The organism is Rodentibacter myodis (genome assembly GCF_001999305.1).
GTDB lineage: Bacteria > Pseudomonadota > Gammaproteobacteria > Enterobacterales > Pasteurellaceae > Rodentibacter > Rodentibacter myodis.
In genome coordinates, this window is sequence record NZ_MLHQ01000002.1 from 1 (window position 1) to 25,616 (window position 25,616).

A 25,616-nucleotide genomic window follows, 5' to 3' on the forward strand; every position below is an offset into this window, starting at 1 on the left:
AAACGGATTTTGCCTTTATTGAACGTTTGGCGGCAGAAGAAGGTTGGTATTATTATTTTGACCACCATCCTGACCGGCATACATTGCGTTTTGGTCATCGAAGTACCGCATCCCCGGTTTTAGGCACGCTGACCTATAACGCCACCCCCGCAGGCGACCGTCATTTTGCCTGTTTATGGCAGTTTGAGTATAGCCGAAAACTGACAATCACCCGCCAAACCCTCCGGGATTACACCTTCTTAAATCCGAACTACCACCTTGAACATCAGCATAATTCTTCCCCAATCCCCTCTCAAAGTGCGGTCAATTCTGCGGATGTTTCTTCTCTTTCAGCGTCTTCTACTTCTTCGCCTTCTCCTGATTATGAAAAATATGATTACCCCGGTCGATATAAACGGGATGAACAAGGACGTCCTTTCAGTCTTTACCGTTTAGAAGCCGAGCTTGCGCTTTCCGAAACCGCCCGCGCCTGTGGCGATGATATGCGGGTTATCCCGGGCTATGGTTTTACCCTGGAAGGACATCACACCGGTGCTTTTAATCAAGACTGGCTGGTGGTACGGGTAGAACATCAAGGTTATCAAACAGGTGTTCTTGAGGAAGAAGCGGGAGAGACAGGCAACCGTTATGAAAACCACCTCTTTCTTATTCCCCATCATAAACCTTGGCGCAGTCCCCAAAAGCCGCGCCCGATAATACGGGGGGCACAAGTCGCCCATGTAGCGGGGCCACAGGGAGAAGAAATCTATTGTGACGAATGGGGCAGAGTGAAACTGCAATTCCCCTGGGATAGACAAGGCAACTTTGATGAACACAGCTCTTGCTGGATACGAGTAGTACAAGGCTGGGCGGGGGCGCAATACGGCAATATGATGATACCGCGAATTGGAGATGAAGTGCTGGTGAAATATCTACACGGCGACCCGGACCACCCTATCGTTATCGGACGCACCTACCACAGCACCACCGAACCGCCTTACACATTGCCCGAACACAAAACCCGCACCACAATCAAATCCAAAAGCCACAAGGGTAACGGGTTTAATGAATTGCGTTTTGAAGACGAAAAAGGCCAAGAAGAGATTTTTATCCACGCCGAAAAAGACCTCAACCATATCGTCAAACAAGATGAAACAACTCAAATAGGTAATGACCGTACCGAACAAGTTAACCGGAATGAAACCCTCAACATCGGCAACAACCGCACGGAAACGGTGGCACAGGACGAAGCCCTCACCATCAACCGAGACCAAACCCGAAACATCGGACGCAACCGTATCACCAAAATTGAAAAAGATGACATACTCAACGTCAACAACAGCCGCTATGTGAATGTACATGGCGACACCATTATCCACGTCGGCAACGAATTAAACATTGAAGTTGCGCAAAACGGCAGCTGGCATGCGGGGGAACTGCTTGAGCAAATCTGCGAAGAGTTTGACTTAGAGGGTTATGAAACGGTAGAAATTAGCGGCCCGGGAGGTTCGATAATCATCGACCGGGAAGGCATCACCTTGGTGGGGGGATGTGTATGTTGAGGGAGAGTTGGCGATGGAGAGTGGCGACCCAGAAATGGTTGAAACCTTAAAGCTCTCGGCACAAGAGGGGACACCGTCATGTATGGATTGTCTAAAATGGAAACAGGAAAAGGAGAATTAGATGTCGATAAAAAGTATTATAACATTATATGGATTATTTGATGCTGCACTGATTCCTAAAGTATGGCTTGAATTAGATTATTGGAATTTACCTTTTGAACCGCTTTATCGTTATGGTTATGAGCCTATTGCAGAAGCTATTCCTTATCTTATTGAATTGGATAAATCGAAAAATAAAGATATTACGACTGAATTGTTGACCGGAAAAGATTTTTCTACTGCACTCTATATTTCGTCAGAACTTACTTTAAATGAATTAGTTAAAAAATTAGCCCGTTTTTATCATGTTCGAGGGCCTGATAATAAACCTTACTTACGCCGTTTCTTTGATATTCGCTTATTTGATAATTTTTTAGAACATCTTCCGCTTCAAGCTAAAGCCTTTTTATTTGAAGGAAACACAGCCTTTTACTTTCAAAACATACAGAAAGACCGGCTCACTTACAAAAAATATTCATTTTCTTTAGAAGAAAGCATTGAATTTACTGAAGTTGTGCAATTAGATGTTAATACCTTATAAAACATTGAGAAAAACGACCGCACTTTGGAGAATCATGACATGAAAACCGCAAAAAAAATCATACTGGGGCTATGCGCATTAAGCCTATTGGGTTGTGAAAAGGAACAGCCCTCATTTAGCGAACAATTTTATCAAGGGCGTTTATGCCCTGAAATTACCTATCAATGCTTACCCGAATCACAAAACAATGACATCAAGGAGACCACCGTGTTTGACCCCAATAACTTATATCAATTAAGTGAAGAAGAGTGGAATAGTATTAAACGCCATAACATACTTAAAATGTATGATGAAATCGCACAATTATTAGATATTACCTATCCGGGCTTTTGGCAAGATAAGGATACGGCATTTAAACGGGCGTGGTTGGAAAAAGTGGATGGCATTGCCAAAAAGTTTTATCCGAAAAGCCAAAGAGACACGCTAGAAACTATGGCATTAATCTGCGCCATTATTGGTACGGATTTCGAACAGAATCCAAAATTTAACTTTATTACCGAACGAATAAAAAAAGGGAGAGCGGATACGCCGTTAAGTGCAATTTTAGATTATCTGCTTTTTGAAGTGTTAGGTTGGGAATTCGATCTTATTGGTTATCAATATAATAATTGGAGTTTGCGTTCGGTAATGGAAACCATGCCTCGTTTAACCCGAGATGTACCGGATTTTGATAAGGATTTTAAAAAACAAAAGACACAGGATAACCCCTTGAAAGAATATTTTGATAAAGTTTATCAAGGAGGGCGCTTAAAATGACCTGTCAAGTAATTCGCGTCGGCGTGTTTTTTGATGGTACGGGGAATAATCTTTTTAATGATGAAGCCGGACGGAGTGATAACAGCATTAGTAATATTGGTAAATTATTCCGTTTGTATCGTGATGGTGAAGTGATTAAAGGGCGTAAAGTAACCGAATGCGAAATCGTTATCCGCTCGATCTATATTGAAGGTGTAGGAACTAACCAAGGGAAAGAGGATTATCTTGGTGGACTTGCGGCAGGTTCGCAGGGTGGAAGACGAATTCGATTAGCGATTGCGCAATTAATTGATATTTTAGATAAATATCCACTTAATGAATACCGTCGAGAAATCGATGTATTTGGTTTTAGCCGTGGTGCAGCAACGGCTCGAGACTTTATCAATACATTGTATAGAGATGAAAGATTATTAGTGAGAGGGGTTAAAATCCGCTTTGTCGGCTTATTTGACACCGTCGGCTCTTTCGGTCTTGCCGGTAACGATATTAACTGGAAGCCGCAGCATGATGATGTAACTGAATCCGATACTATTTTTTATGAAATTAGAGGAAAAACGCCCTCATCAAAAGACTTTATTCCCTATAATTTTAACCTTTATCCACAAAGTGCGGAAACCATTGTGCATTTTATTGCAATGGACGAATACCGTAAAAATTTTCCTCTCTCAGATACAGAAGGAGCGGGCTTAACTTATCAATTTATTGGTGCACATTCCGATGTGGGAGGTGGTTATAAGAAAGAAGAAGTGGAACAAGTCGCCGTTTTACAAGATAAATTGCTTATCAACAGCAACTGAATACTCAACCTCATGATGCAGTAATTGAGGGCGGGTGGACTTGTTCTTCGGGACGCATTGAGCGTGCCACGATGAAGGCTATTCCCGCCCATTGTAAAGCGACACGTAAAGTCAGTGATGATTTGCAAAATGTGGCATTAGCGGCGATTCATCATTTAGCCGTGAGACCAGATATTGATGTGCCATTAAAACCCATTGAGGAAGTTTATCCCGATTTAATTCGACCTGAAAACTGGACAACTGAAATGCAAGCCTATTATGAGCAAGCGGTACATAATTTAAGTGAATTAAAAGATTATCTTATGCAGGGAGAAATAGTTTCTAATGGGGAAACAAGTGAATTTCAGGAGACTCGTAGTCGAATTCACATGAAAATTTTAGGGAGATATGGGCATAATTCAGCAGCAATTACTTCAGTTGAATTAAATACTCCGGCTCCGTTAGGATTGATGAATCGATTAGTAAATGGTATTGCCGAGAGTATTTCAAACCCGCCGAGATTAGTTGGACGGAATTCTGTTTATAAACGGGAAGTATTTAAAAATAATACGAATAAGGCGGTTGAAAAGGTTTAAGTTGCGATCAACATTATGACTAAATCAATATAATTTTCACATTTTGCCTGATTTGTGATATTTTACCGCCCAATTTTCAACTTAAATTTAACTCAAAAGGAAACTCTCAATGGAAGCACAAAGCCCAATGTCCACCTTATTTATCTTCGTGATTTTCGGTTTAATTTTTTACTTTATGATTTATCGTCCGCAAGCGAAACGTAATAAAGAACATAAAAAATTAATGTCCGAATTAGCCAAAGGTACAGAAGTCTTAACCGGTGGCGGTTTAATGGGAAAAATCACAAAAGTGATTGAAGATAATAATACGGTTGTGATCGCATTGAACGATACGACAGAAGTCACAATTAACCGTAATTATATTGTAACCATTCTGCCGAAAGGTTCTGTAAAAACACTCTAATCCTTCATTCCTAAGGGAAAACTATGTTAAATCGTTACCCATTATGGAAGAATCTAATGGTGATCCTTGTGGTCGCCATTGGTGTTTTATACTCTCTTCCAAATATTTATGGTGAAGATCCTGCGGTACAAATTTCCGGTACACGAGGACAACAAGCCAATACCACGACATTAGGGCTGGTTCAAGAAGTCTTAAAAAGCAATAATCTTCCGACTAAATCGATTGTTTTAGAACAAGGCTCGATTTTGGCACGTTTCAACAATACGGATGATCAACTTTTAGCCAAAGATAAAATTGCCGAAAAACTAGGCAATAATTACACGACTGCATTAAACCTTGCTCCGGCAACACCGGCTTGGTTAAGCAGTATTGGTGCAAACCCTATGAAATGGGGGTTAGACTTGCGTGGTGGTGTTCGTTTTTTGATGGAAGTGGATATGAATTCCGCTTTGGCAAAACGTCAGGAACAATTACAAGACACGCTGCGTAACGAACTTCGTAAAGAAAAAATTCAATATACCGGCATTAAAAATGCCGATAATTTTGGTACAAGCGTTACCCTTGCCAATCCTGACCAACTGTCAAAAGCCGCCCGCATTATTCGTCAGGCACATCCTACTTTAGATGTTACCGATTCTGATGATACCTTGCATTTATCACTTTCGACTACGGCACTGAATGAAGCACGCGATTTGGCTATCGAACAAAATCTCACCATTTTGCGTAAACGTGTTGCGGAATTAGGTGTCGCGGAAGCGGTAATTCAACGTCAAGGTGCAGAGCGTATCGTAATTGAATTGCCGGGCGTGCAGGATACGGCACGAGCCAAAGAAATTCTTGGCGCAACGGCAACCCTCGAATTCCGAATGGTGAATCCGACAGTGAATGCAGAAGCCGCAGCCCGCGGTATTCTTCCTGCCGATTCGGAACTGAAATATGATCGTCAAGGCAATCCGGTTGTGTTGTTAAAACGCCCTTCTTTAGGCGGAGAACACATTATCAACTCAAGTGCAGCCTTGGATCAACAATCGGGTACGCCACAGGTTAGTGTTACCTTGGATAGTGAGGGGGGCGAACAAATGTCCCAGCTCACGAAAAAATACTATAAAAAACCAATGGCAACCCTTTATGTGGAATATAAAGACAACGGTAAAAAAGATGAGAATGGCAAAACCATTCTTGAGAAAAGTGAAGAAGTGATTAATGTCGCCACAATTCAAGCACGCTTTGGGGCAAACTTCCAAATTACCGGCGTGGGCAGTATGGCGGAAGCCAATAACCTTTCCACATTGTTGAAATCAGGGGCATTAATTGCGCCGGTTCAAATTGTTGAAGAACGCACAATCGGCCCATCACTAGGGGCGCAAAATGTGGAGCAAGGGATGAATGCGAGTTTTTGGGGCTTGATTGCCGTTATCGTGTTTATGTTGTTCTACTATAAATTGTTCGGCATTATCGCAAGCCTTGCGATGGTGATTAACATTGTTTTATTAGTGGGATTAATGTCGATTCTTCCGGGGGCAACCCTCTCTATGCCGGGGATTGCCGGTATTGTTCTTACCCTTGGGATGTCGGTGGATGCCAACGTCTTGATTTTTGAACGGATTAAAGAAGAAATTCGTAATGGCCGCCCTGTTCAACAAGCGATTAATGAAGGTTATAACGGTGCGTTCACTTCTATTTTTGATGCGAATTTAACCACTATCTTAACGGCAATTATTCTTTACGCCGTAGGAACAGGCCCAATTCAAGGCTTTGCGATCACCCTTTCATTAGGGGTAGCAATTTCAATGTTTACGGCGATTACCGGAACACGGGCATTAGTCAATGCGATCTACGGCGGTAGACGTGTTGAAAAACTTTCTATTTAATTGAGGTGACTATGGCACTTTTTGCAAGAGATAAAGACGGACATCTCATCAAAGAAATTAACGGGATTAAACTGCCGTTCCCATTGGCAGAGTTTATGAAAATTCGCAAATGGGGTTATCTTGTTTCAGCCCTTTTAATGGCGATTTCAATGTTTTTTATTGTAACCAAAGGTTTTAACTGGGGCTTGGATTTTACCGGAGGGGTGGTATTCGATACCCACTTTTCTCAGTCGGCAAATCTTGAACAAATCCGTGGTAAGTTGAAAGAACACGGTATTGAAAGTCCAATCGTGCAAACCACCGGTTCGGTACAAGATGTAATGATTCGCTTACCGGCGGCAGATAATGATGCGACTATTGGCGATCGTGTTAAAGCAATGCTAATGGAACTTGATCCTTCCATTCATATTAAAAGTATTGAATTCGTAGGGCCAAATGTCGGGGAAGAATTGGCACAAGGGGCTGTTTATGCCACCTTAGCCACCTTGGCGATGATGCTAATTTACGTGGGATCACGTTTTGAATGGCGTTTAGGTTTGGGCGGGATAGCCTCTCTGGCACACGATGTGGTGATTACATTAGGTGTGTTCTCCGCTTTGCAAGTTGAAATGGATCTCACTTTCGTTGCGGCAATTCTTTCCGTTGTGGGTTATTCGATTAACGATAGTATCGTAGTATTTGACCGCGTGCGTGAAAACTTCCGCAAAATTCGCCGTTTAGATACGATTGATATTATTGATATTTCCCTCACACAAACTTTATCAAGAACAATTATGACTTCGGCAACCACCTTAATTGTCGTCATCGCATTGTTCTTCTTTGGCGGGCCGTCTATTCACAACTTCTCATTAGCATTGCTTGTAGGGATTGGGTTTGGTACGTATTCTTCCATCTTTATCGCGATTGCGATTGCCTATGACGTGGGATTAAGACGTGAACATATGATCCCACCCAAAGTAGATAAAGAAGTGGACGATCTGCCATAATGAATAAAAGTGCGGTCAAATTTTACCGGATTTTTTATTAAACGAAAGGCAGCTCAAACTGCCTTTTCTTTTATCTAATTTCAATAATCTTTGCTTAAATACTCAGATGTACAATGAAAAATAGTCGGTATTATGTAATACACAAAGAAAAAATAACGTCCCTACTTTTCCGAAAAATTCGTCATTATGCACCTCTTATATAATGGCGAAAAATCGCCAAAAATCTACCGCACTTTATAGAAATAAAGCAATAAACAAGGTAATCCTACCACCCACCAAAATGCACTGATGGCAATCATCAGTTTAAAACTGAAATGTTGGGTTTTATGGCGGAAGCGTTCCATTGCACAATGCACGCCCATAAAGCCACCAAGAAAGCACAAGAAGAAAAAGGTCTTTTCCGGAATACGCCATTTGTGATGTATGGCACGGATTTTATCTTTCCACATCAAAAAATAAGCGGCGATATTCACCGCCGCTAACCATAAAATAAACAGGAAGAAAAGCATTATGCAGGGTAAACAGGAAGACGTTTACAAATTGCCAATACTTTTTCTTTGGTTGCTGCAATAACCTGCTCTTCGTTATCTTTTCCGATGGCATCAAGTACATCACACATCCAACCTGCCAATTTACGGCAGTCTTGCTCATTAAAGCCACGACGGGTTACCGCCGGTGTGCCGACACGAATTCCCGAGGTAACAAATGGTTTTTGCGGATCATTCGGTACAGAGTTTTTGTTCACGGTAATATTGGCACGACCTAACGCTGCATCTGCAGCCTTTCCGGTTAAGCCTTGTTTGATGAAACTAACAAGGAACAAGTGATTTTCCGTACCATTTGACACCACGTCATAACCACGTTGTTTGAATACTTCCACCATTGCTTTGGCATTTTGAAGGACATTTGCCTGATATACCTTATATTCTGGCTCTAACGCTTCTTTAAAGCATACCGCTTTCGCCGCAATAATGTGAACTAACGGGCCACCTTGGTTTGCAGGGAAGACGGAAGATTGCAATTTTTTGTAAATTTCTTCATCACCACAAGAGGAAAGAATTAAACCACCACGCGGACCGCCTAAGGTTTTATGCGTTGTTGTGGTTACCACGTGAGCGTGTGGTAATGGATTTGGATATAAACCTGCGGCGATTAAACCTGCCACGTGTGCCATATCGACAAATAAATACGCGCCCACTTCATCTGCGATCTCACGCATTTTTGCCCAATCCACCACTTGTGAATAGGCAGAGAAACCTGCGACAATCATTTTGGGTTTACATTCCAAGGCTTTTTGACGTACATCTTCGTAGTCAATTAAGCCATCGGCAGTGATGCCATAAAGCACCGAATTATAAATTTTACCGGAGAAACTCACCTTCGCCCCGTGTGTTAAATGCCCACCGTGTGCCAAATCCATTCCCAGAATGGTATCACCGGCATTAATTAACGCGCCATAAACGGCAGCATTGGCTTGCGAACCCGAATGAGGTTGCACGTTTGCATAATCTGCGCCAAATAATTCTTTAGCACGATCAATCGCAAGCTGTTCCACAATGTCTGCATACTCGCAACCACCGTAGTAGCGTTTGCCCGGATAACCTTCGGCATATTTATTGGTAAATTGCGAACCTTGTGCTTCCATTACACGCGGACTGGCATAGTTTTCGGAAGCAATCAATTCAATATGTTCTTCCTGACGGCGATTTTCATCCAAAATTGCCTGCCATAGCACCGGATCGTAATCGGCAATTGTCATTTTTTTGCTAAACATTGTGTTCTCCTGTTATTGTGAGCTGTGGGGGTAGTTTACCCGTTTATGGAATAAAGTTTAATTAAAATTTAGTTCATATTTTTCATCTTAATGATTAATTTAATTCATCATTTAATGGATATATTCTTGTTTACCGTCCGCATCAATTTTAAGATAGCCGGCATCACCGGTTAAAATATTTCCATTTACGACACCACTTTTACAATCAGGAATTGGATAATCATATCCCATTGTATTAATGAGTAAACCGGATAATTGATGATGAAAGAACATATCACAAGATGAAAAAGTATCGAAAAATGTTTTTTGCATTTCTTTATTTGGGCTGTATAAAACCAAAGGAACAGTATATTCATCTTCATTGAATGTTCCTTGTCGATAAGTATTGGGTTTTACATATTGACCGTGATCTGATGTGTAGGCAATTAACCAATCATCTTTATTTCTTTGAGATAGATAATGATAAACTTGTGAAATAAAATTATCTGTATTTAAAATCGTATTATCATAATTATCTATTGGATTATCTTTTCCAAATATTTTTTGCGTATCATCTAATAATGCACCATAAGGAATATGGCTTCCTCTATGATGTAATACAACAAAATTATATCCTTCATCTAAATTAATACGTTCAAATTCAGGCAATAATTTATTATCAGGCATTGATTCTCTTAATGAATAGCCTTCATCGTCAGGAAATCTTATTTTATCAACCCAAGCACCGCCTAAAAAATTAATCATATGCATATCATCTCTTGCTTGCGCTGAATAAAAATAGGTTTTAAACCCTTGCTCTTTGGCTAAATTGAATAAATTGGTATCGCCTTTTGCAATTTGTTGCATTCCATTTGGATAAGGAATGTTATTAAAGAACATTGGTAAAGAAATTGCTGTTAATAATCCGCCTGAATAGGCTTTTCCCACAACAGCATTATTGGTGTTTTTCAAAGATAACAAGAAGGGCGATGTATTTCTTTCATAACCAAAGACACTAAAATGGCCGGCGGAGGCACTTTCTCCCATAATGAGAATAATATTTTTGAGCCTTGGTTTTTCTATTTTATTAGGTTTATTTTTTTGATAAAGCGGAATATCAGACAAAGAAAAGATGTCATAAGGTAATATTCTTCCGACAAAATAACCAAAAGAGAAATAATTTGATTTTAATCTTGAGTAAACGGTGTTTGGTGAGATAAAGCGTTCATGAGATTTTGTCGTGTAAGCCCGTACAAACACATACATCATTGAGATATAAAAAAGAAAGTCAAATAGCCAAGAATACTTATAATTTTTCCGTTTAAAAAGCGTTAAACTTAAAAAGAAAACCACTTCAATCAAACCATACAAAAGCGGATAAATAAACTGATCCACCATTGTAATGCCGGCATTTTTAACTTCTGTTAGTTCTTTAAATGCTAAAGCATAACTAACCGGATTTATCCAAGATTGGTATAACGCATAATGTACGTTATTGACCAAAATACTTATCGTAAATAACACAGCAATAAGTATTCGTGTAACGCGATATTTTGAATAAAGAAATAAGCAAACAAATAATCCGATAAAAAGATAACTCTCAAAATATTTTTCTATACTTGGAATATTAAAGAGTTTTCGATAAAGAATTTCTAAGACAAGAAGAATAGCGGAATAAAGTAAAGTAATAATAAGCTGTCGCATAAATGGTATTTCTTCATTAGCATTAAATTGAGGGGCATTATTCTAATTTATTTTGATAAAGAGATAAATCACAATTCATTGCGTGTGATTTATCTCTCGCAAGGCTATTCTGCTTGTTCACGCATAACGGCACGATAACCAATATCACGGCGGTAAAAACGCCCTGTCCATTGAATTTGTTCGGCAAGTTTTAGGGCTTTTTGTTGTGCCTCGAACACGCTTTCACCCAATGCCGTAGCACATAGTACACGCCCACCGTTAGTAACTAATTTTCCTTCTTTTGCTTCCACGCCGGCTAAAAAAACTTTTTCATTTTCGACCGCACTTTGTGGCAAGCCTGTAATTTCATCACCTTTTCTATAATCACCCGGATAGCCTTCTGCCGCCAAGACAATACCAAGGGAGGCTTTCGGGTTCCATTGTGATTTCACTTGATCCAGTTTACCTTCACAAGCCTTGAGACAAAGTTCTACCAGATCGGATTCAAGGCGCAACATAATCGGTTGTGTTTCCGGATCACCGAAACGGCAGTTAAATTCAATCACTTTCGGCTGACCGTTTGGCATTATCATTAAACCGGCGTAAAGAAAACCGGTGTAAACATTGCCTTCTGCCGCCATACCGTTCACAGTCGGGTAAATTACTTCTTGCATAATACGTTCGTGGATTTCAGGTGTTACCACCGGTGCCGGTGAATAAGCCCCCATTCCGCCGGTGTTTAAACCGGTATCTTTTTCGCCTACACGCTTATGATCTTGACTGGTTGCCATTGGCTCTACGTTTTTTCCGTCCACCATTACAATAAAGCTGGCTTCTTCACCGTCCAAAAATTCCTCAATGACGACACGGCTACCCGCTTCACCAAAGGCATTACCCGATAGCATATCACGCACCGCCTCTTCCGCTTCCTGTAAGGTCATCGCGACAATAACGCCTTTTCCTGCTGCCAAGCCATCGGCTTTCACTACAATTGGCGCACCTTTTTCACGCAAATAGGCGAGTGCCGGTTCGATCTCGGTAAAGTTTTGATATTCTGCCGTTGGAATATGATGACGGGCTAAAAAATCTTTGGTGAATGCTTTAGAACCTTCCAACTGTGCGGCTGCTTGCGTTGGGCCAAAAATTTTTAATCCGGCAGCACGGAAAGCATCTACCACGCCTGCTACTAATGGGGCTTCCGGCCCGACAATGGTTAAGCCAATTTGATGATCTTGGGCAAATTTCACTAAGGCAGGAATATCTGTCGCTGCGATGTTGATATTTTCAACTTTATTTTCTAACGCCGTGCCAGCATTACCGGGAGCAACAAACACTTTCGTAGCAAGGGGGGATTGTGCCGCTTTCCAAGCGAGGGCGTGTTCACGACCGCCATTTCCGATAATTAAAATATTCATAATGATCCTTATAATGTTTATGTTGTGTTTATCAAAAGTGTTTTTTTGATTTTATTCGGGGTTCGCCTGAAAGCGATCTACTTTCTTTTACCTGTGTAAAAAGAAACTAGGCAAAGAAAATACGCCCGAATTAATCAGCATATCATTTGAAAAGTGCGGTTAGTTTTAACAATATTTTTAAGATATAAGAATATCTAAAATTTTAACCGCACTTTAAATCAAAGAAAATGAACTTGCTCTTTCAAAAATTGAAAGAGCGAAACACCCTCATATTTAATGTCTGAAATGACGCATTCCCGTCAACACCATTACCATTCCATGCTCATCTGCCGCATCAATTACCTCTTGATCACGCATTGAACCGCCCGGGTGGATAACACACTGAATACCTACTTTCGCCGCCGCGTCAATGCCGTCACGGAATGGGAAAAAGGCATCGGAAGCCATTACACAACCTGCGACTTCCAAACCTTCATCCTGTGCTTTGATACCGGCAATTTTGGCGGAATAAACACGGCTCATTTGCCCTGCGCCAATACCGATGGTTTGATTATTTTTGGCATAAACAATGGCGTTGGATTTCACAAATTTCGCCACTTTCCAGCAGAATAATAAGTCTTTAAGTTCTTGTTCGGTCGGTTGGCGTTTGCTGACAACTTTTAAATCCGCTAAATCCACCATTCCTAAATCGGCGTCTTGTACCAATAAACCGCCATTTACCCGTTTAAAATCTAACCGTTGAGAACGGCTATCCCATTCGCCACATTCAAGCAGCCGCACATTTTTCTTACGTTTTACCACTTCCGCAGCCGTCGCAGAGACTTTTGGTGCGATAATCACTTCAACAAACTGACGTTCTACAATTTCAGTTGCGGTTTGTTCATCTAATTCACGGTTAAAGGCAATAATACCGCCAAATGCCGAAGTGGGATCGGTTTGATAGGCACGATTGTAGGCTTCTAAAATATCTTTGCCTAATGCCACACCGCACGGATTGGCGTGCTTAACAATCACACAAGCCGGCTCATCAAATTCTTTCACGCATTCGAGTGCTGCATCGGTATCTGCAATATTGTTGTAAGAAAGGGCTTTACCTTGTAATTGGGTTGCTGTCGCCACACTGGCTTCATTTACGTTGAGATCCACATAAAACGCCGCATTTTGGTGGGCATTTTCGCCATAACGCATTGTTTGTTTACGCACGAAATTCAGATTTAAAGTACGTGGAAATTGACCGCACTTGGCATCGGCATTTTCTTCCTCTGCCACATAATAAGGTTTTACTAACTTGCCAAAATAGTTAGCAATCATCGAATCGTATTGTGCGGTATGTTCAAAGGCTTTAATGGCAAGATCGAAACGGGTTTCGAGAGTAAGGCTGTTTTGATGTTGATCCATTTCCGCAAGAATGGCATTGAAATCCTTATTATTGACAATAATCGCAACATCTTTGTGGTTTTTCGCCGCCGATCGCACCATTGTTGGCCCGCCAATATCAATATTTTCAACCGCATCCGCCAAAGTGCAACCCGGTTTTGCTACGGTGGCGGCAAAAGGGTATAAATTCACCACTACCATATCAATCCCTTCAATGCCGTGTTGTTGCATTACCGTATCATCCGTACCGCGGCGACCTAAAATACCGCCGTGAACTTTCGGGTGTAAAGTTTTCACACGACCGTCCATCATTTCAGGAAAACCGGTGTAATCGGACACCTCGGTAACCGGCAAACCGCTTTGTTCTAACAATTTTGCCGTGCCTCCGGTGGAAAGCAATTTCACACCGCGTTGAACCAACCCTTGGGCGAATTCTACAATACCGGTTTTATCTGAAACACTTAATAAAGCCTGACGAATAGGACGATCTGTCATTACATTTTTCCTTAATTGATGATTAAAAATAAGCGGCGCGCATTATAACGCAAACGGTTGCGTAAACATAGAAAAGAATGAAAAAGAAAAGCCCACACAACGGTGGGCTATGAAGGTATAAAACGATGATGGCATTATTTTTTGCTAAATTTATTCTCTAAAGCAAATGCACCGCCACCGGCAAACACAAAATAGAAAAAGACCACGGAATAAAGCAATGCAAGCTCGCCACCATTAGCAAGCGGGAAGAATAAATGGCCCTGTGCCGCGTGCATAAAAAAGTAAGCATACGCCATTTGTCCCGATAACAGGAAAGCTGCCGGACGTGTAAATAGACCTAACAAGACTAAAACGCCGCCGAGAATTTCAATCACGCCACCGACAATCATTAAAGGCGCATCCACCGCACCATTGCCACCCGTCATTGAAATAGGAAATTCCCAAAATTTTGCCGTACCGTGCAAAATGAACATATACGCGGCAACAATACGTAATAAAGCTAAACCATAGGGACGAAATTTTTCAAGATTATTCATTTTTGTTTTCCTTTAAAAGCTGAGTTAAAAACGCGGCAGATTGTAATCATTAACATTTTGTTAAACAATGCCAAAATTTGAAAAAGACTTTTCACTTTTGGTTAAAAATAATTACTTCACATTCAATTTGTTTATCCACGCAGAAAAGGTTTCTGCATCCATAAATCCGCTTACTCTGCTGCCCGAAAGTTCATTTCCCCTAGGATCTAAAAATAAAATTGTTGGCAAGCCAAGCACTTGATAGCGTGCCATTATCGCTTTATTTTCAACGCTGTTTTGGGTCATATCCACTTGAAGTAAAAGCAGATTTTTAAAGGCGTTTTGTACCTTTTCATCGCTAAAGGTATATTTTTCAAACTCTTTACAGGCGACACACCAATCCGCATAGAGATCGAGCATTGCAATGGAATGGGGATTTTGGGCAAGGGCTTCGTCCAGTTCCTGTAAATTTTCGATACGTTGGAATTTGATATGAGAAACTTCCGTATTTTTGACCGCACTTTGTGAAATAAACTGATCCTGCCACACAAGATTTTGCAACGGCTGAACACTGATCATTGCACAAACAAAGGCAAGAATTTTTACACTATGCCCGATTCCATTCTTGGGCATTTGCAAAGCAAACCAAATAAAGAAGGTGGTGGCTAATAATGCCCATAGGCGAGGCTCCCAAACTTCAGGCAAAATGCGGGAAAGCAGGAAGACCGGTAAAGCCAACATCACAAAGCCAAAACTTTGTTTGACGGTGATCATCCATTCGCCCGACTTCGGCAAGATTTTGTTGCCAAATAAGGTGATAAGCATTAATGGAATTCCCATTCCTAAGGCAAGCAAATATAAAGTGAGCGCGCCGGTGATCAAATCACCGCTTTGTGCCACATATAATAACGCCCCTGAAAGCGGTGCGGAAGTGCAAGGCGATGCCACTAAGCCTGCAATCATTCCCATCAAAAATGCTCCGCCAAAAGCACCGGAGGTTTGTTTTTGGCTAAGAGAGGTTAATTTAGTCTGCAAAGCAGTCGGGAGTTGCAGGGTGAACACCCCGAACATTGATAATGCCAAAAGGGTAAACACAATGGAAAGTGCAATCATTACATAAGGATGTTGCAACGCAATTTGGAATGGTAAGCCAATGGCGGCAACAGTTAGCCCCAATAAAGTGTAAGTCAGTGCCATACCCTGCACATAAAGAAAACTTAACGAAAAAGCACGCATCATATTCGGGCGGTGCTGCTGTCCAATCACGATGGCAGAAAGCAGAGGCAACATTGGCAATACGCAAGGGGTGAAGGCAAGCCCTAATCCTAATAAGAAAAAGCCCAAAACGGCATATTTACTTTGAAATAATCCAGCCGCCAAGCGATCTTGTTCTGCTTGAAGTGCGGTCGATTTTTCCTCTGTTTTTACGTCAAAAGAAGCAATGGGTAAATCTGCCACCCGTAGGGATTTCATTTCCGGCGGATAGCAAAAACCTTCGGTGCAACCTTGGTAAGAAACTTCAATATGTTGCTCGGAAGTCAATTCCGGTACGGAAAAATACGCATCTAAAGGCTGAGTAAATACTTTTACTTCACCAAAGTAAGGATCTTGGTGGATTTCCGCTGCCTGTGCAAAATTGACCGCAAGGGATGAGGAATCCTCTTCTTTTTTGGCTTCAATCTTATCTTGGTAGAGGTAGTAACCTTCCGCAATATTCCAATGGAGGTGAAGCTGTTTTTTATCTGCGGATATTTCGGCAGAAAGGGGGAAGGCATCATCAACATTTAAAAAAGAGGATTTATTATCAAACAAGCCTGCTTGGCTAAAAATTGAGGTAAAAATGAGGGTAAAAAAAAGGAAATAATTTTTCATTGCTAAACTCATAAAATTTTTGTGAAAGGATTTTAACATAAAGAAAATCTAAACCTCAAAAGTATGATTTAGATCATTGAAATGAAAAGAACCTTAAAAATGACCGCACTTTTTCATTGTTACAGTAATGTTACAAAGCTAGAATATGCGTTGGCTAAAATAAAGAAAAGGATGGAAAGATGGCAGCACCACAAATTCTCATTGTTGAAGATGAAGCCGTTACCCGCAGTACATTAAAAGGAATTTTTGAAGGAGAGGGGTACAGCGTTCTTGAAGCCCAAGACGGAACAGAAATGCACCAACTTTTGAATGCTAATACGGTGGATCTTGTTGTAATGGATATTAATTTACCGGGTAAAAACGGACTTTTATTGGCGAGAGAACTGCGTGAATATGCCAATTTACCCCTTATTTTTTTAACCGGTCGTGATAACGAAGTCGATAAAATCTTAGGCTTGGAAATTGGGGCGGATGATTACCTCACCAAGCCATTTAATCCCCGTGAATTAACCATTCGTGCGCGTAACTTATTACACCGCACAATGTCCCAACAAGACAAAGAAAATACCGGTGGACGTGATTTTTACCGTTTTAATGGTTGGACATTAGATCTGAATAGTCACAATTTAATTACACCGGAAGGTGAAGAATTTAAACTTCCTCGAAGTGAATTTCGTGCAATGGTGCATTTTTGTGAAAATCCGGGCAAATTACAAACCCGTGAAGAATTATTGAAAAAAATGACCGGCCGTGAATTTAAACCGCAAGATCGTACTGTGGATGTTACCATTCGCCGTATTCGTAAGCGTTTTGAAGATCACCCCGACACACCGGAAATGATTGCAACGATTCACGGAGAAGGCTATCGCTTCTGTGGTGAAATTGAATCATAAAAAATAAATGAAATTCCAAAAGGCTGAATATTCAGCCTTTTCTTTTGCCTTTGATTACTGCCACTTTGCGATCAACACGCATATTCGGTAAAATCGGCAAAAATTTAGAGATAGCATAAATTATGACAAAGAAAAAAATAAAACCGGGTTCAAATACCATTGCATTAAATAAACGCGCCAGACACGATTATTTCATTGAAGATGAAATTGAGGCAGGGCTTGAATTGCAAGGCTGGGAAGTTAAATCAATGCGTGCTGGGAAAGCCAATATTAGTGACAGCTATATTATTTTCAAAAATGGGGAAGCCTATTTATTTGGTGCTACCATTCAGCCGTTAAGTTTGGCATCAACCCACGTGGTGTGCGATCCCACCCGTACCCGCAAATTATTACTCAATAAACGGGAATTAGAATCCCTTTTTGGTAAATCAAGCCGTGATGGTTTTACCATTGTCGCACTTTCGCTTTATTGGAAAGGTGCGTGGGCAAAAATTAAAGTTGGCTTGGCAAAAGGTAAAAAACAACACGATAAACGTGATGACATCAAAGATCGTGAATGGAAAGTGGCAAAAGAACGAATTATGAAAAATGCACGCCGTGGGTGATTGTTAACAACAAAAAGTGCGGTTAATTTTGTACTTAAATTGACCGCACTTTTGTTGGATTTAATTAGGCCTTGTAGATAAACTCAATGCCTTCATCATCTTCTTTTATCCAATCATCATCCCAATCCTCCTCCTCATCAACCTGATGTCCTGCCAGTTGTTCTTGGTGATAATCTTCCCATTTGAATTTTACTTCTTCCGGTGCAACGGATTGTTCTTCGCTTTCACGAGGGTGGGCTTCAATAAAATCCATAATATCGCGACATAATGCCGGCACGTTTTTGCCCGTCGCGGCAGAAATAAGATAATAATCTTCATCCCAACCAAGACGCGCTGCGATTTCTTTCGCACGTTCATCCGCTTCTTCATCGCTCATTGTATCGATTTTGTTGAACACCAACCAACGTGGTTTTTCCGCTAATTTTTCACTATATTGGAATAATTCGGACTCGATAATTGCCACATTATCGGCAGGATCAGAACCGTCAATAGGTTGAATATCCACAAGGTGAATCAGCACACGACAACGCTCTAAATGTTTTAAGAAACGAATCCCTAAACCGGCACCTTCCGCAGCACCTTCAATCAATCCCGGAATATCGGCAACCACAAAGCTGTGTGTCTCATCCACTTTTACCACACCAAGGCTTGGCACTAACGTGGTAAAGGGATAATCCGCCACTTTAGGTTTTGCGGCGGAAACGGCTCGAATAAAGGTGGATTTACCCGCATTTGGCAAACCAAGCATTCCCACATCGGCAAGCAACATAAGCTCTAACAATAAATCACGTTTTTCACCGGGTGTTCCCATAGTTTTTTGACGTGGTGCACGGTTTACGGAAGATTTAAAGCGGGTATTTCCCAACCCGTGATAGCCACCTTTTGCGACAAGCATTTTTTGCCCGTGCTTGGTTAAATCCCCGAGAATTTCTTTGGTATCGTTATCAATCGCCCGTGTGCCAACCGGTACTTGCAAAACAATATCTTTACCACGGCGACCGGTACAATCCGAGCTACGTCCATTCTCGCCCCGTTCTGCCGCAAAACGTTTGTTGAAGCGGTAATCAATCAATGTATTGAGATTTTCATCAGCGATGAGATAAACATCACCACCATCACCACCATCACCGCCATCCGGCCCGCCTTTAGGAATGAATTTTTCCCGGCGAAAACTGACACAGCCGTTGCCTCCATCGCCGGCTTCTACACGAATTAAAGATTCATCAATAAACTTCATCAAAACTCTCCAAAATTTAACCGCACTTGATGTTATTTTGCATTGTGCGGTAGTAATAATTTATGCCCTATTGCGGATAAAATTGCCCCGCATACTACAATAAACGCCCCAAGATAGCTAACAGTATTTAATTCCGGTGCGGCAAAATACGCCGGGCTAATAAGATGGGCAAGATGTGAGAACAAAATCGTAAACAATGGCACCAGTGTTACAACAACACTTACTTTTGACACATCCCAGCGGTTTAATGCTTCCGCATAAGAACCGTAACCGATCAAAGTATTTAAACAGCAATAAATAAAACAGATAAGTGCGAAGGGGGTTAAAGACTGTACTTGTGAAAATTCAGCCATTGGGGTGAACACCAAGGCACAACCAAAATACATCATCAGTAAAATTTGTTGCGAACTGAATTTACGTAACATCAATTTTTGTGCCATCCCATAAGCAACCCACACAAGGGAAGCACTTACGCTTAATATCACGCCGGTTGAATATTGATTTAGTCCGCTAAAAACATCAAGACGATCATTAAAAAATAGCCCCAAACCAAGCAATAAAAGCAATATTCCGATTTTTTGGTGTAACCCTAATTTCTCTTTAAATACAAGCACACCGCAGATCAACATTCCAAAGGAAGATAAATGGATAAAAATTTGTGCAATAGAAGGTTCAATATAATTCAGTGAACTACTAAATAGCAAAAAATTACCGGCAAGCCCCAGCACACCAATAATCACCAACCAAGCATATCGCCCGATTTTGACAAATTCAGGTAATTTTTTCTTATAAGCGAGCAATAACAGCAATGCCAGCGTTGCCACCACAAAGCGATACCATACGATAGTTTGTGCATTCATCACCGATAAAACCTGCTTTAATGCGATGGGTAATGATCCCCAAGCCATTGCGGTAATTAATGCAAAAATAAACCCTAACAAAGGTTGCTGCTTCATACGTCTTTCCTATTTTCTTTCGCTATTGCTTTCAAATAATAATGTTGAAATGTGTAACCTGATATTCGCAAGGAAAATGTCAAAAAATAAAACGCCCTACAAAATTTGCAGGGCGTTTCAATCAAATAGGCTTTAAATTATTCAGTAACGATACTTACGTATTTACGGCTTTTTTCGCCTTTTACTTCAAATTTAACTTTACCATCAGCAGTTGCGAATAAGGTGTGGTCTTTACCCATACCTACGTTACTACCGGCGTGGAATTTCGTACCACGTTGACGAACGATAATGCTACCTGCTAATACGGACTCGCCACCGAAACGTTTAACACCAAGGCGTTTAGCTTCAGAATCACGACCGTTACGAGTTGAACCACCAGCTTTTTTAGTTGCCATCTACTTGATCTCCTCTGAAATTATGCTTGAATCCCAGTGATTTTCACTTCGGTGAACCACTGACGATGACCTTGTTGTTTACGACTGTGTTTGCGACGACGGAATTTAACGATTTTAACTTTCTCGCCACGACCTTGTGCAACCACTTCAGCCACTACTTTTGCACCGGCAACAACCGGGGCACCGATTTTAACATCTTCACCATTAACGACCATCAACACCGAATCAAACTCGACTGTTGCGCCGGTTGCTAGTTCAAGTTTCTCTAAACGAATAACTTGACCTTCGCTTACACGGTGTTGTTTACCGCCACTTTGGAAAACTGCGTACATAAATACTCCGCTTAACTGTGCTTTCCTGCCTGAGCAGTCCGCACTTCAAAATTCATAATAATAGGTCGCGAATTCTACGGAAAAAACGATCTCATAGCAAGGATTTATTTGTAATAAAATAAAAAAATTCCCTTTAACGGTGGTTTGATTTCAGAAAGACTGAAAATTCAGGTAAAATGCACCGCACTTTTACCTCAGGAATCAATCACGAAAGATGAAAAACCAAGATTTAATGGATATGCAAGCCATTCAGCAATTAGCTGAATCGGATATGCAAAAAGTAAATCAAAATATCCTCTCACAACTCAATTCTGACGTGGCATTAATTAGCCAACTCGGCTTTTATATTGTGCAAAGCGGAGGAAAAAGGATCCGTCCTTTGATCGCCATACTGGCGGCGGGATCTTTAGGGTTTGAAGGATCGCAAACGATCACTTGTGCCACTTTTGTAGAATTTATCCATACCGCTTCTTTATTACACGATGATGTGGTGGATGAATCCGATATGCGTCGCGGGCGTGCCACCGCCAATGCAGAATTTGGCAATGCGGCGAGTGTCTTGGTTGGTGATTTTATTTATACGCGTGCTTTTCAACTGGTTGCACAGTTAGAATCCTTAAAGATCCTGCGTATTATGGCAGATGCCACCAATGTATTGGCGGAAGGGGAAGTGCAACAATTAATGAACGTCAATGATCCCGAAACCAGCGAAGCAAATTATATGCGTGTGATTTACAGCAAAACCGCCCGTTTATTTGAAGTTGCCGGTCAAGCCACTGCCATTATCGCCAATGCAACAGACGCTCAAGAAAAAGCCTTACAGGATTATGGGCGTTACCTCGGCACGGCATTCCAATTGGTAGATGATGTGTTGGATTACAGTGCCAATGCCCAAGCCCTCGGCAAAAATGTCGGCGATGATTTGGCAGAAGGCAAACCAACCCTCCCTTTATTACACGCAATGCAGCACGGAAATCCACAACAAGCCGCCCTTATCCGAGAAGCCATTGAGCAAGGCGGCAAACGGGAAGCTATTGATGAAGTGCTTGCCATTATGGCTGAACATAAATCGCTGGATTATGCGATGGAACGGGCAAAACAAGAAGCCCAAAAGGCTATTGACGCAATTTCAATCTTACCGGAAAGCCAATATAAGCAAGCCCTGATTTCCTTGGCTTACTTATCTGTCGATAGAACTTATTAACTTTCTATACTATTGAACTTTATGAATAACAACGAAAATTTAAACCAAAGTGCGGTCGATTTCCGTCCTAAAACGCGTAAACAAAAAGTACGCAAAGATCCTAATGCACCTTTTATAAGAGAAAAACTTGAATTACCTGATGGGCATAACAAACTTCTCCTTCACTCTTGTTGCGCCCCCTGCTCCGGCGAAGTGATGGAAGCTATTCTTGCCTCAGAGATTGAGTTCACCATTTATTTTTATAATCCCAATATTCATCCACTCAAAGAATATTTAATCCGCAAAGAAGAAAATATCCGTTTTGCAAAAAAATTTGGTATTCCATTCATTGACGCGGATTACGATCGCCAAAATTGGTTTGATCGCGCTAAAGGAATGGAATGGGAGCCGGAACGTGGTATTCGCTGTACAATGTGCTTTGATATGCGTTTTGAAAAAGCGGCAAAATATGCGCACGAACACGGTTTTCCGGTTTTCACCAGCTGTCTTGGCATTTCCCGCTGGAAAGATATGAACCAAATCAATGGATGTGGCCACCGTGCGGCGGAAAAATATGATGATGTCATTTATTGGGATTACAACTGGCGCAAAGAAGGCGGCTCGCAACGGATGATTGAGATCAGCAAACGGGAACGTTTCTATCAACAAGAATATTGTGGCTGCGTTTACTCATTGCGTGATAGCAACAAATGGCGTGAAGAAACCGGTCGCCAAAAAATTGAAATCGGAAAACTCTACTATACGCCCGATTAAAACTTCACGAAAAACAACCGCACTTTTTCAGAAATACCGATACCCTATCGGTATTTTTATTGAAGATAAATCAAGGAAAAATATGGAAGAAAATCAATTAGAAAAACTACCCAATCTCGTCACCAATATACTCAAAATTGTATTAAGCACGGCATTAATTGCCTTGGCGATTGTGCTTGTCATTGCCTTAGCCCAAATTACCTATTCCCTCGCCTTAATGGTGCTGAATCCTTCCACTGCTGTGCCTTATGCCGTGGCGGAACAAGCCGTGATGTTTTTCTTATATTTTGGTTTTATCGGCTTAATCGTGCAGTATTTCAAAAGCGGCTACCATTTTCCTTTACGCTACTTCATCTACTCCGGTATCACGGCAATGCTACGCTTTATTATTGTCATACACGAAAGTGCGCAAGATACCATTTTATTCGCCGGTGCAATTCTGATTATGGTAATCGCACTCTGCTTGATACTTTATTCCGATAAATTACGCAATATTTAGAAAAGAAAAACGCACTGATAAAACAGTGCGTTTTTTGAATTTGATGGTGGAGATAATCGGGATCGAACCGACGACCTCTTGAATGCCATTCAAGCGCTCTCCCAACTGAGCTATATCCCCAAAAGACGGGCGGTATATTAAATTTTGCCGCCTCATCTGTCAATATGAAATTATCTTGAAAAGTTCAGACGATTAAATATTAAGCATTTTGCGATTTAATAAAATCAATCGCACGCTGAATACGGGCAAGTACACGTTCACGTCCAATACCAACCAATGTTACATCCATTGATGGCGATTGACCTGAACCGGTAACCGCAACACGCAGTGGCATACCCACTTTGCCCATTCCCACCTCAAGTTCGGCGGCGGTTTCTTCAATGGCTTGATGGGTTGAATGTAAATCCCAAGTGGAAAGTACGGTCAATTTTTCTTTCACTTTTTCAAGTGCTTCAACTGCCGTGCCTTTAAAGTGTTTTTTTACTGCCGCTTCATCAAAGGTTTCAAATTCTTCAAAGAAGTAGCGACTTGCCGCTGCCATTTCTTTTAAGGTTTTGCAACGTTCGGCAAGCATTGTCACAATTTCGCTTAATGCCGGCCCGTTGCTTGTGTCAATACCTTGATCTTTATAATGCCACTCAAGGTGTTTTGCGACATATTCCGGCGGTAATTCACGGATATAGTGGTGGTTTAACCATAACAATTTATCCGTGTTAAAGGCACTTGCCGATTTACTCACGTGATCAAGCTCAAAATATTTGATCATTTCTTCACGACTGAAAATTTCCTGATCACCGTGTCCCCAGCCTAAACGCACAAGATAATTAATCAATGCTTCCGGCAAATAACCATCATCACGATATTGCATTACACTCACGGCACCGTGGCGTTTAGAAAGTTTTTGACCATCGTCACCGTTGATCATTGAAACGTGGGCATAAGTAGGAATTGGCGCGCCAATAGCTTTCAGAATGTTAATTTGACGAGGTGTGTTGTTAATATGATCTTCACCGCGTACAACGTGAGTAATGCCCATATCCCAGTCATCCACCACCACACAGAAATTATAAGTTGGCGAACCGTCCGTGCGGCGAATAATCAAATCATCTAATTCACTGTTGCTGATTTCAATGCGACCACGTACCGCATCATCAAAAACCACCGAACCTTCCGTTGGATTTTTAAAACGTACCACGTGCGGTTCATCCGGCGAATGGCTGTGATCGTGCAAGCAATGGCGATCATAACGTGGTTTTTCTTTATTCTGCTCTTGAGTATGGCGAAGTTCATCCAAACGTTCTTTTGTGCAGTAACAACGATATGCCAAACCTTGTTCAAGCATTTCATCAATCACTTGGTTGTAACGATCAAAGCGTTTGGTTTGGTAATAAGGGCCGTGTTCCCAAGCGAGATTTAGCCATTCCATCCCTTCTAAAATAGCGGCGGTGGCTTCCGGTGTAGAACGTTCTAAATCGGTATCTTCAATACGCAATACAAATTCACCATTATTATGTTTTGCAAATAACCAAGAATAAAGCGCAGTACGTGCGCCACCTACGTGCAAATAACCGGTTGGACTTGGTGCAAAGCGGGTACGCACTTTCACATTTGGATCTAAATCAAAAGGAGCTGCTAATTTCATTTTTTATAACCTATCTTTCATCAAAAAATTGTCGGCTATTCTACTACGACTAGGCTTACATCTAAATAAAAAAGCGGTTTTTATGCTTATTTTTACAACAATTAACCGTTTTTTTATAAAAAATGATTGACTGAAAATGCATTATCCCTATAATGCGACCCCACAACATTAAGGGCGATTAGCTCAGTTGGGAGAGCACCTCCCTTACAAGGAGGGGGTCACTGGTTCGAGACCGGTATCGCCCACCATCTTTCTCATATATTGATGAAATGCTTAATGTTGTTAAGTTTGACCAAGCGGGCGATTAGCTCAGTTGGGAGAGCACCTCCCTTACAAGGAGGGGGTCACTGGTTCGAGACCGGTATCGCCCACCACTTTCTTTAAAGTGTTCTTTCCGCTCAAACTTTCCCTTTTATTTAAA

25 protein-coding genes and 3 tRNA genes are annotated in these 25,616 nt (G+C 41.2%); 15 read left to right on the forward strand and 13 right to left on the reverse strand.

Features of this window, described 5'->3' with window-relative positions; translation table 11 throughout:
• The 8 genes from BKL49_RS00910 to secF all read left to right on the forward strand — a co-directional run.
• The coding region (locus BKL49_RS00910; protein ID WP_244151924.1) for a type VI secretion system Vgr family protein at positions 1-1,541 on the forward strand (1,541 nt) is incomplete at its 5' end.
• A gap of 121 nt (positions 1,542-1,662) precedes the next feature.
• Positions 1,663-2,181, forward strand: coding sequence for a DUF4123 domain-containing protein (locus BKL49_RS00915; RefSeq protein ID WP_077422772.1), 519 nt, complete (start codon positions 1,663-1,665; stop codon positions 2,179-2,181).
• Between the two features lie 39 nt (positions 2,182-2,220).
• Positions 2,221-2,937, forward strand: coding sequence for a hypothetical protein (locus BKL49_RS00920; protein ID WP_077422773.1), 717 nt, complete (start codon positions 2,221-2,223; stop codon positions 2,935-2,937).
• The gene (locus tag BKL49_RS00925; protein ID WP_077422774.1) at positions 2,934-3,734 is read left to right on the forward strand and encodes a phospholipase effector Tle1 domain-containing protein; all 801 of its coding nucleotides are present in this window, start codon (positions 2,934-2,936) and stop codon (positions 3,732-3,734) included. Before BKL49_RS00920 ends, BKL49_RS00925 begins: the two co-directional genes overlap by 4 nt.
• Positions 3,735-3,805: 71 nt before the next feature.
• Positions 3,806-4,309, forward strand: coding sequence for a hypothetical protein (locus tag BKL49_RS00930; RefSeq protein WP_077422775.1), 504 nt, complete (start codon positions 3,806-3,808; stop codon positions 4,307-4,309).
• Positions 4,310-4,418: 109 nt separating this feature from the next.
• Positions 4,419-4,712: a preprotein translocase subunit YajC gene (gene yajC / locus BKL49_RS00935; protein ID WP_077422776.1), complete on the forward strand. Its 294-nt coding sequence runs from the start codon at positions 4,419-4,421 to the stop codon at positions 4,710-4,712.
• Positions 4,713-4,735: 23 nt separating this feature from the next.
• Positions 4,736-6,583 (forward strand): protein translocase subunit SecD, encoded by a 1,848-nt coding sequence (gene secD / locus BKL49_RS00940; RefSeq protein ID WP_077422777.1) that lies wholly within the window; start codon positions 4,736-4,738, stop codon positions 6,581-6,583.
• An 11-nt stretch (positions 6,584-6,594) separates the two neighbouring features.
• A complete protein-coding gene (secF, locus tag BKL49_RS00945; RefSeq protein ID WP_077422778.1) occupies positions 6,595-7,569 on the forward strand; it encodes a protein translocase subunit SecF in 975 nt (324 codons plus the stop codon).
• 224 nt (positions 7,570-7,793) lie between these two features.
• On the opposite strand, the gene BKL49_RS00950 is transcribed toward secF, so the two are convergent.
• The 7 genes from BKL49_RS00950 to BKL49_RS00980 form a co-directional block, all read right to left on the reverse strand.
• Positions 7,794-8,078, reverse strand: a complete 285-nt coding sequence (locus tag BKL49_RS00950; RefSeq protein WP_077422779.1) for a DUF1294 domain-containing protein — start codon at positions 8,076-8,078, stop codon at positions 7,794-7,796.
• Positions 8,078-9,343, reverse strand: a complete 1,266-nt coding sequence (gene glyA / locus BKL49_RS00955) for a serine hydroxymethyltransferase (protein ID WP_077422780.1) — start codon at positions 9,341-9,343, stop codon at positions 8,078-8,080. Before glyA ends, BKL49_RS00950 begins: the two co-directional genes overlap by 1 nt.
• Before the next feature lie 111 nt (positions 9,344-9,454).
• On the reverse strand, positions 9,455-11,026 hold the full coding sequence (locus BKL49_RS00960; RefSeq protein ID WP_077422781.1) for a phosphoethanolamine transferase: 1,572 nt from the start codon (positions 11,024-11,026) through the stop codon (positions 9,455-9,457).
• A 104-nt stretch (positions 11,027-11,130) separates the two neighbouring features.
• Positions 11,131-12,420: a phosphoribosylamine--glycine ligase gene (gene purD, locus BKL49_RS00965; RefSeq protein WP_077422782.1), complete on the reverse strand. Its 1,290-nt coding sequence runs from the start codon at positions 12,418-12,420 to the stop codon at positions 11,131-11,133.
• Positions 12,421-12,693: 273 nt separating this feature from the next.
• A complete protein-coding gene (purH, locus tag BKL49_RS00970; protein ID WP_077422783.1) occupies positions 12,694-14,292 on the reverse strand; it encodes a bifunctional phosphoribosylaminoimidazolecarboxamide formyltransferase/IMP cyclohydrolase in 1,599 nt (532 codons plus the stop codon).
• 134 nt (positions 14,293-14,426) lie between these two features.
• Entirely contained in the window at positions 14,427-14,828 is a 402-nt protein-coding gene (locus tag BKL49_RS00975; RefSeq protein WP_077422784.1) for a DoxX family protein, read from the reverse strand.
• 111 nt (positions 14,829-14,939) lie between these two features.
• Entirely contained in the window at positions 14,940-16,679 is a 1,740-nt protein-coding gene (locus BKL49_RS00980; RefSeq protein ID WP_077422807.1) for a protein-disulfide reductase DsbD, read from the reverse strand.
• A 179-nt stretch (positions 16,680-16,858) separates the two neighbouring features.
• Between BKL49_RS00980 and arcA the strand changes: the two genes are divergently transcribed.
• Together arcA and smpB are read left to right on the forward strand one after the other, a co-directional pair.
• On the forward strand, positions 16,859-17,572 hold the full coding sequence (gene arcA / locus BKL49_RS00985; protein ID WP_077422785.1) for a two-component system response regulator ArcA: 714 nt from the start codon (positions 16,859-16,861) through the stop codon (positions 17,570-17,572).
• A 122-nt stretch (positions 17,573-17,694) separates the two neighbouring features.
• Complete coding sequence (gene smpB / locus BKL49_RS00990; RefSeq protein ID WP_077422786.1) at positions 17,695-18,177, forward strand: SsrA-binding protein SmpB; 483 nt, start codon at positions 17,695-17,697, stop codon at positions 18,175-18,177.
• A gap of 64 nt (positions 18,178-18,241) precedes the next feature.
• Here the strand turns inward: smpB and cgtA are convergent, their stop codons facing one another.
• From cgtA to rplU, 4 genes are all read right to left on the reverse strand, one after another.
• Positions 18,242-19,414 (reverse strand): Obg family GTPase CgtA, encoded by a 1,173-nt coding sequence (gene cgtA, locus BKL49_RS00995; protein ID WP_077422787.1) that lies wholly within the window; start codon positions 19,412-19,414, stop codon positions 18,242-18,244.
• A 32-nt stretch (positions 19,415-19,446) separates the two neighbouring features.
• Positions 19,447-20,370, reverse strand: coding sequence for a DMT family transporter (locus BKL49_RS01000; protein WP_077422788.1), 924 nt, complete (start codon positions 20,368-20,370; stop codon positions 19,447-19,449).
• A 137-nt stretch (positions 20,371-20,507) separates the two neighbouring features.
• A complete protein-coding gene (gene rpmA / locus BKL49_RS01005; RefSeq protein WP_005626413.1) occupies positions 20,508-20,765 on the reverse strand; it encodes a 50S ribosomal protein L27 in 258 nt (85 codons plus the stop codon).
• 20 nt (positions 20,766-20,785) lie between these two features.
• The gene (rplU, locus tag BKL49_RS01010) at positions 20,786-21,097 is read right to left on the reverse strand and encodes a 50S ribosomal protein L21 (RefSeq protein WP_077422789.1); all 312 of its coding nucleotides are present in this window, start codon (positions 21,095-21,097) and stop codon (positions 20,786-20,788) included.
• A 214-nt stretch (positions 21,098-21,311) separates the two neighbouring features.
• Here rplU and ispB point away from each other — a divergent pair, with 214 nt between their 5' ends.
• The 3 genes from ispB to psiE all read left to right on the forward strand — a co-directional run bounded on the left by ispB (position 21,312) and on the right by psiE (position 23,553).
• Positions 21,312-22,301, forward strand: a complete 990-nt coding sequence (gene ispB, locus BKL49_RS01015) for an octaprenyl diphosphate synthase (protein ID WP_077422790.1) — start codon at positions 21,312-21,314, stop codon at positions 22,299-22,301.
• Positions 22,302-22,322: 21 nt separating this feature from the next.
• The gene (locus tag BKL49_RS01020) at positions 22,323-23,054 is read left to right on the forward strand and encodes an epoxyqueuosine reductase QueH (RefSeq protein WP_077422791.1); all 732 of its coding nucleotides are present in this window, start codon (positions 22,323-22,325) and stop codon (positions 23,052-23,054) included.
• Between the two features lie 82 nt (positions 23,055-23,136).
• Complete coding sequence (gene psiE / locus BKL49_RS01025) at positions 23,137-23,553, forward strand: phosphate-starvation-inducible protein PsiE (RefSeq protein WP_077422792.1); 417 nt, start codon at positions 23,137-23,139, stop codon at positions 23,551-23,553.
• Positions 23,554-23,597: 44 nt separating this feature from the next.
• Here psiE and BKL49_RS01030 read toward each other — a convergent pair.
• Together BKL49_RS01030 and gltX are read right to left on the reverse strand one after the other, a co-directional pair.
• Positions 23,598-23,673, reverse strand: a tRNA-Ala gene (locus tag BKL49_RS01030).
• Positions 23,674-23,752: 79 nt separating this feature from the next.
• Positions 23,753-25,195: a glutamate--tRNA ligase gene (gene gltX, locus BKL49_RS01035; RefSeq protein WP_077422793.1), complete on the reverse strand. Its 1,443-nt coding sequence runs from the start codon at positions 25,193-25,195 to the stop codon at positions 23,753-23,755.
• A 172-nt stretch (positions 25,196-25,367) separates the two neighbouring features.
• On the opposite strand from gltX, the gene BKL49_RS01040 reads away from it, so the two are divergent.
• Positions 25,368-25,443 (forward strand) — tRNA-Val (locus BKL49_RS01040).
• Between the two features lie 50 nt (positions 25,444-25,493).
• Positions 25,494-25,569: transfer RNA gene (locus BKL49_RS01045), tRNA-Val, on the forward strand.
• Positions 25,570-25,616: the final 47 nt, after the last annotated feature.

Bases quoted from the DNA above. Each gene is read 5' to 3' on its own strand.
- BKL49_RS00915 (WP_077422772.1), top strand. From the start codon at position 1,663: ATGTCGATAAAAAGTATTATAACATTATATGGATTATTTGATGCTGCA.
- BKL49_RS00920 (WP_077422773.1), top strand. From the start codon at position 2,221: ATGAAAACCGCAAAAAAAATCATACTGGGGCTATGCGCATTAAGCCTA.
- BKL49_RS00925 (WP_077422774.1), top strand. From the start codon at position 2,934: ATGACCTGTCAAGTAATTCGCGTCGGCGTGTTTTTTGATGGTACGGGG.
- BKL49_RS00930 (WP_077422775.1), top strand. From the start codon at position 3,806: ATGAAGGCTATTCCCGCCCATTGTAAAGCGACACGTAAAGTCAGTGAT.
- yajC (WP_077422776.1), top strand. From the start codon at position 4,419: ATGGAAGCACAAAGCCCAATGTCCACCTTATTTATCTTCGTGATTTTC.
- secD (WP_077422777.1), top strand. From the start codon at position 4,736: ATGTTAAATCGTTACCCATTATGGAAGAATCTAATGGTGATCCTTGTG.
- secF (WP_077422778.1), top strand. From the start codon at position 6,595: ATGGCACTTTTTGCAAGAGATAAAGACGGACATCTCATCAAAGAAATT.
- BKL49_RS00950 (WP_077422779.1), bottom strand. From the start codon at position 8,078: ATGCTTTTCTTCCTGTTTATTTTATGGTTAGCGGCGGTGAATATCGCC.
- glyA (WP_077422780.1), bottom strand. From the start codon at position 9,343: ATGTTTAGCAAAAAAATGACAATTGCCGATTACGATCCGGTGCTATGG.
- BKL49_RS00960 (WP_077422781.1), bottom strand. From the start codon at position 11,026: ATGCGACAGCTTATTATTACTTTACTTTATTCCGCTATTCTTCTTGTC.
- purD (WP_077422782.1), bottom strand. From the start codon at position 12,420: ATGAATATTTTAATTATCGGAAATGGCGGTCGTGAACACGCCCTCGCT.
- purH (WP_077422783.1), bottom strand. From the start codon at position 14,292: ATGACAGATCGTCCTATTCGTCAGGCTTTATTAAGTGTTTCAGATAAA.
- BKL49_RS00975 (WP_077422784.1), bottom strand. From the start codon at position 14,828: ATGAATAATCTTGAAAAATTTCGTCCCTATGGTTTAGCTTTATTACGT.
- BKL49_RS00980 (WP_077422807.1), bottom strand. From the start codon at position 16,679: ATGAAAAATTATTTCCTTTTTTTTACCCTCATTTTTACCTCAATTTTT.
- arcA (WP_077422785.1), top strand. From the start codon at position 16,859: ATGGCAGCACCACAAATTCTCATTGTTGAAGATGAAGCCGTTACCCGC.
- smpB (WP_077422786.1), top strand. From the start codon at position 17,695: ATGACAAAGAAAAAAATAAAACCGGGTTCAAATACCATTGCATTAAAT.
- cgtA (WP_077422787.1), bottom strand. From the start codon at position 19,414: ATGAAGTTTATTGATGAATCTTTAATTCGTGTAGAAGCCGGCGATGGA.
- BKL49_RS01000 (WP_077422788.1), bottom strand. From the start codon at position 20,370: ATGAAGCAGCAACCTTTGTTAGGGTTTATTTTTGCATTAATTACCGCA.
- rpmA (WP_005626413.1), bottom strand. From the start codon at position 20,765: ATGGCAACTAAAAAAGCTGGTGGTTCAACTCGTAACGGTCGTGATTCT.
- rplU (WP_077422789.1), bottom strand. From the start codon at position 21,097: ATGTACGCAGTTTTCCAAAGTGGCGGTAAACAACACCGTGTAAGCGAA.
- ispB (WP_077422790.1), top strand. From the start codon at position 21,312: ATGAAAAACCAAGATTTAATGGATATGCAAGCCATTCAGCAATTAGCT.
- BKL49_RS01020 (WP_077422791.1), top strand. From the start codon at position 22,323: ATGAATAACAACGAAAATTTAAACCAAAGTGCGGTCGATTTCCGTCCT.
- psiE (WP_077422792.1), top strand. From the start codon at position 23,137: ATGGAAGAAAATCAATTAGAAAAACTACCCAATCTCGTCACCAATATA.
- gltX (WP_077422793.1), bottom strand. From the start codon at position 25,195: ATGAAATTAGCAGCTCCTTTTGATTTAGATCCAAATGTGAAAGTGCGT.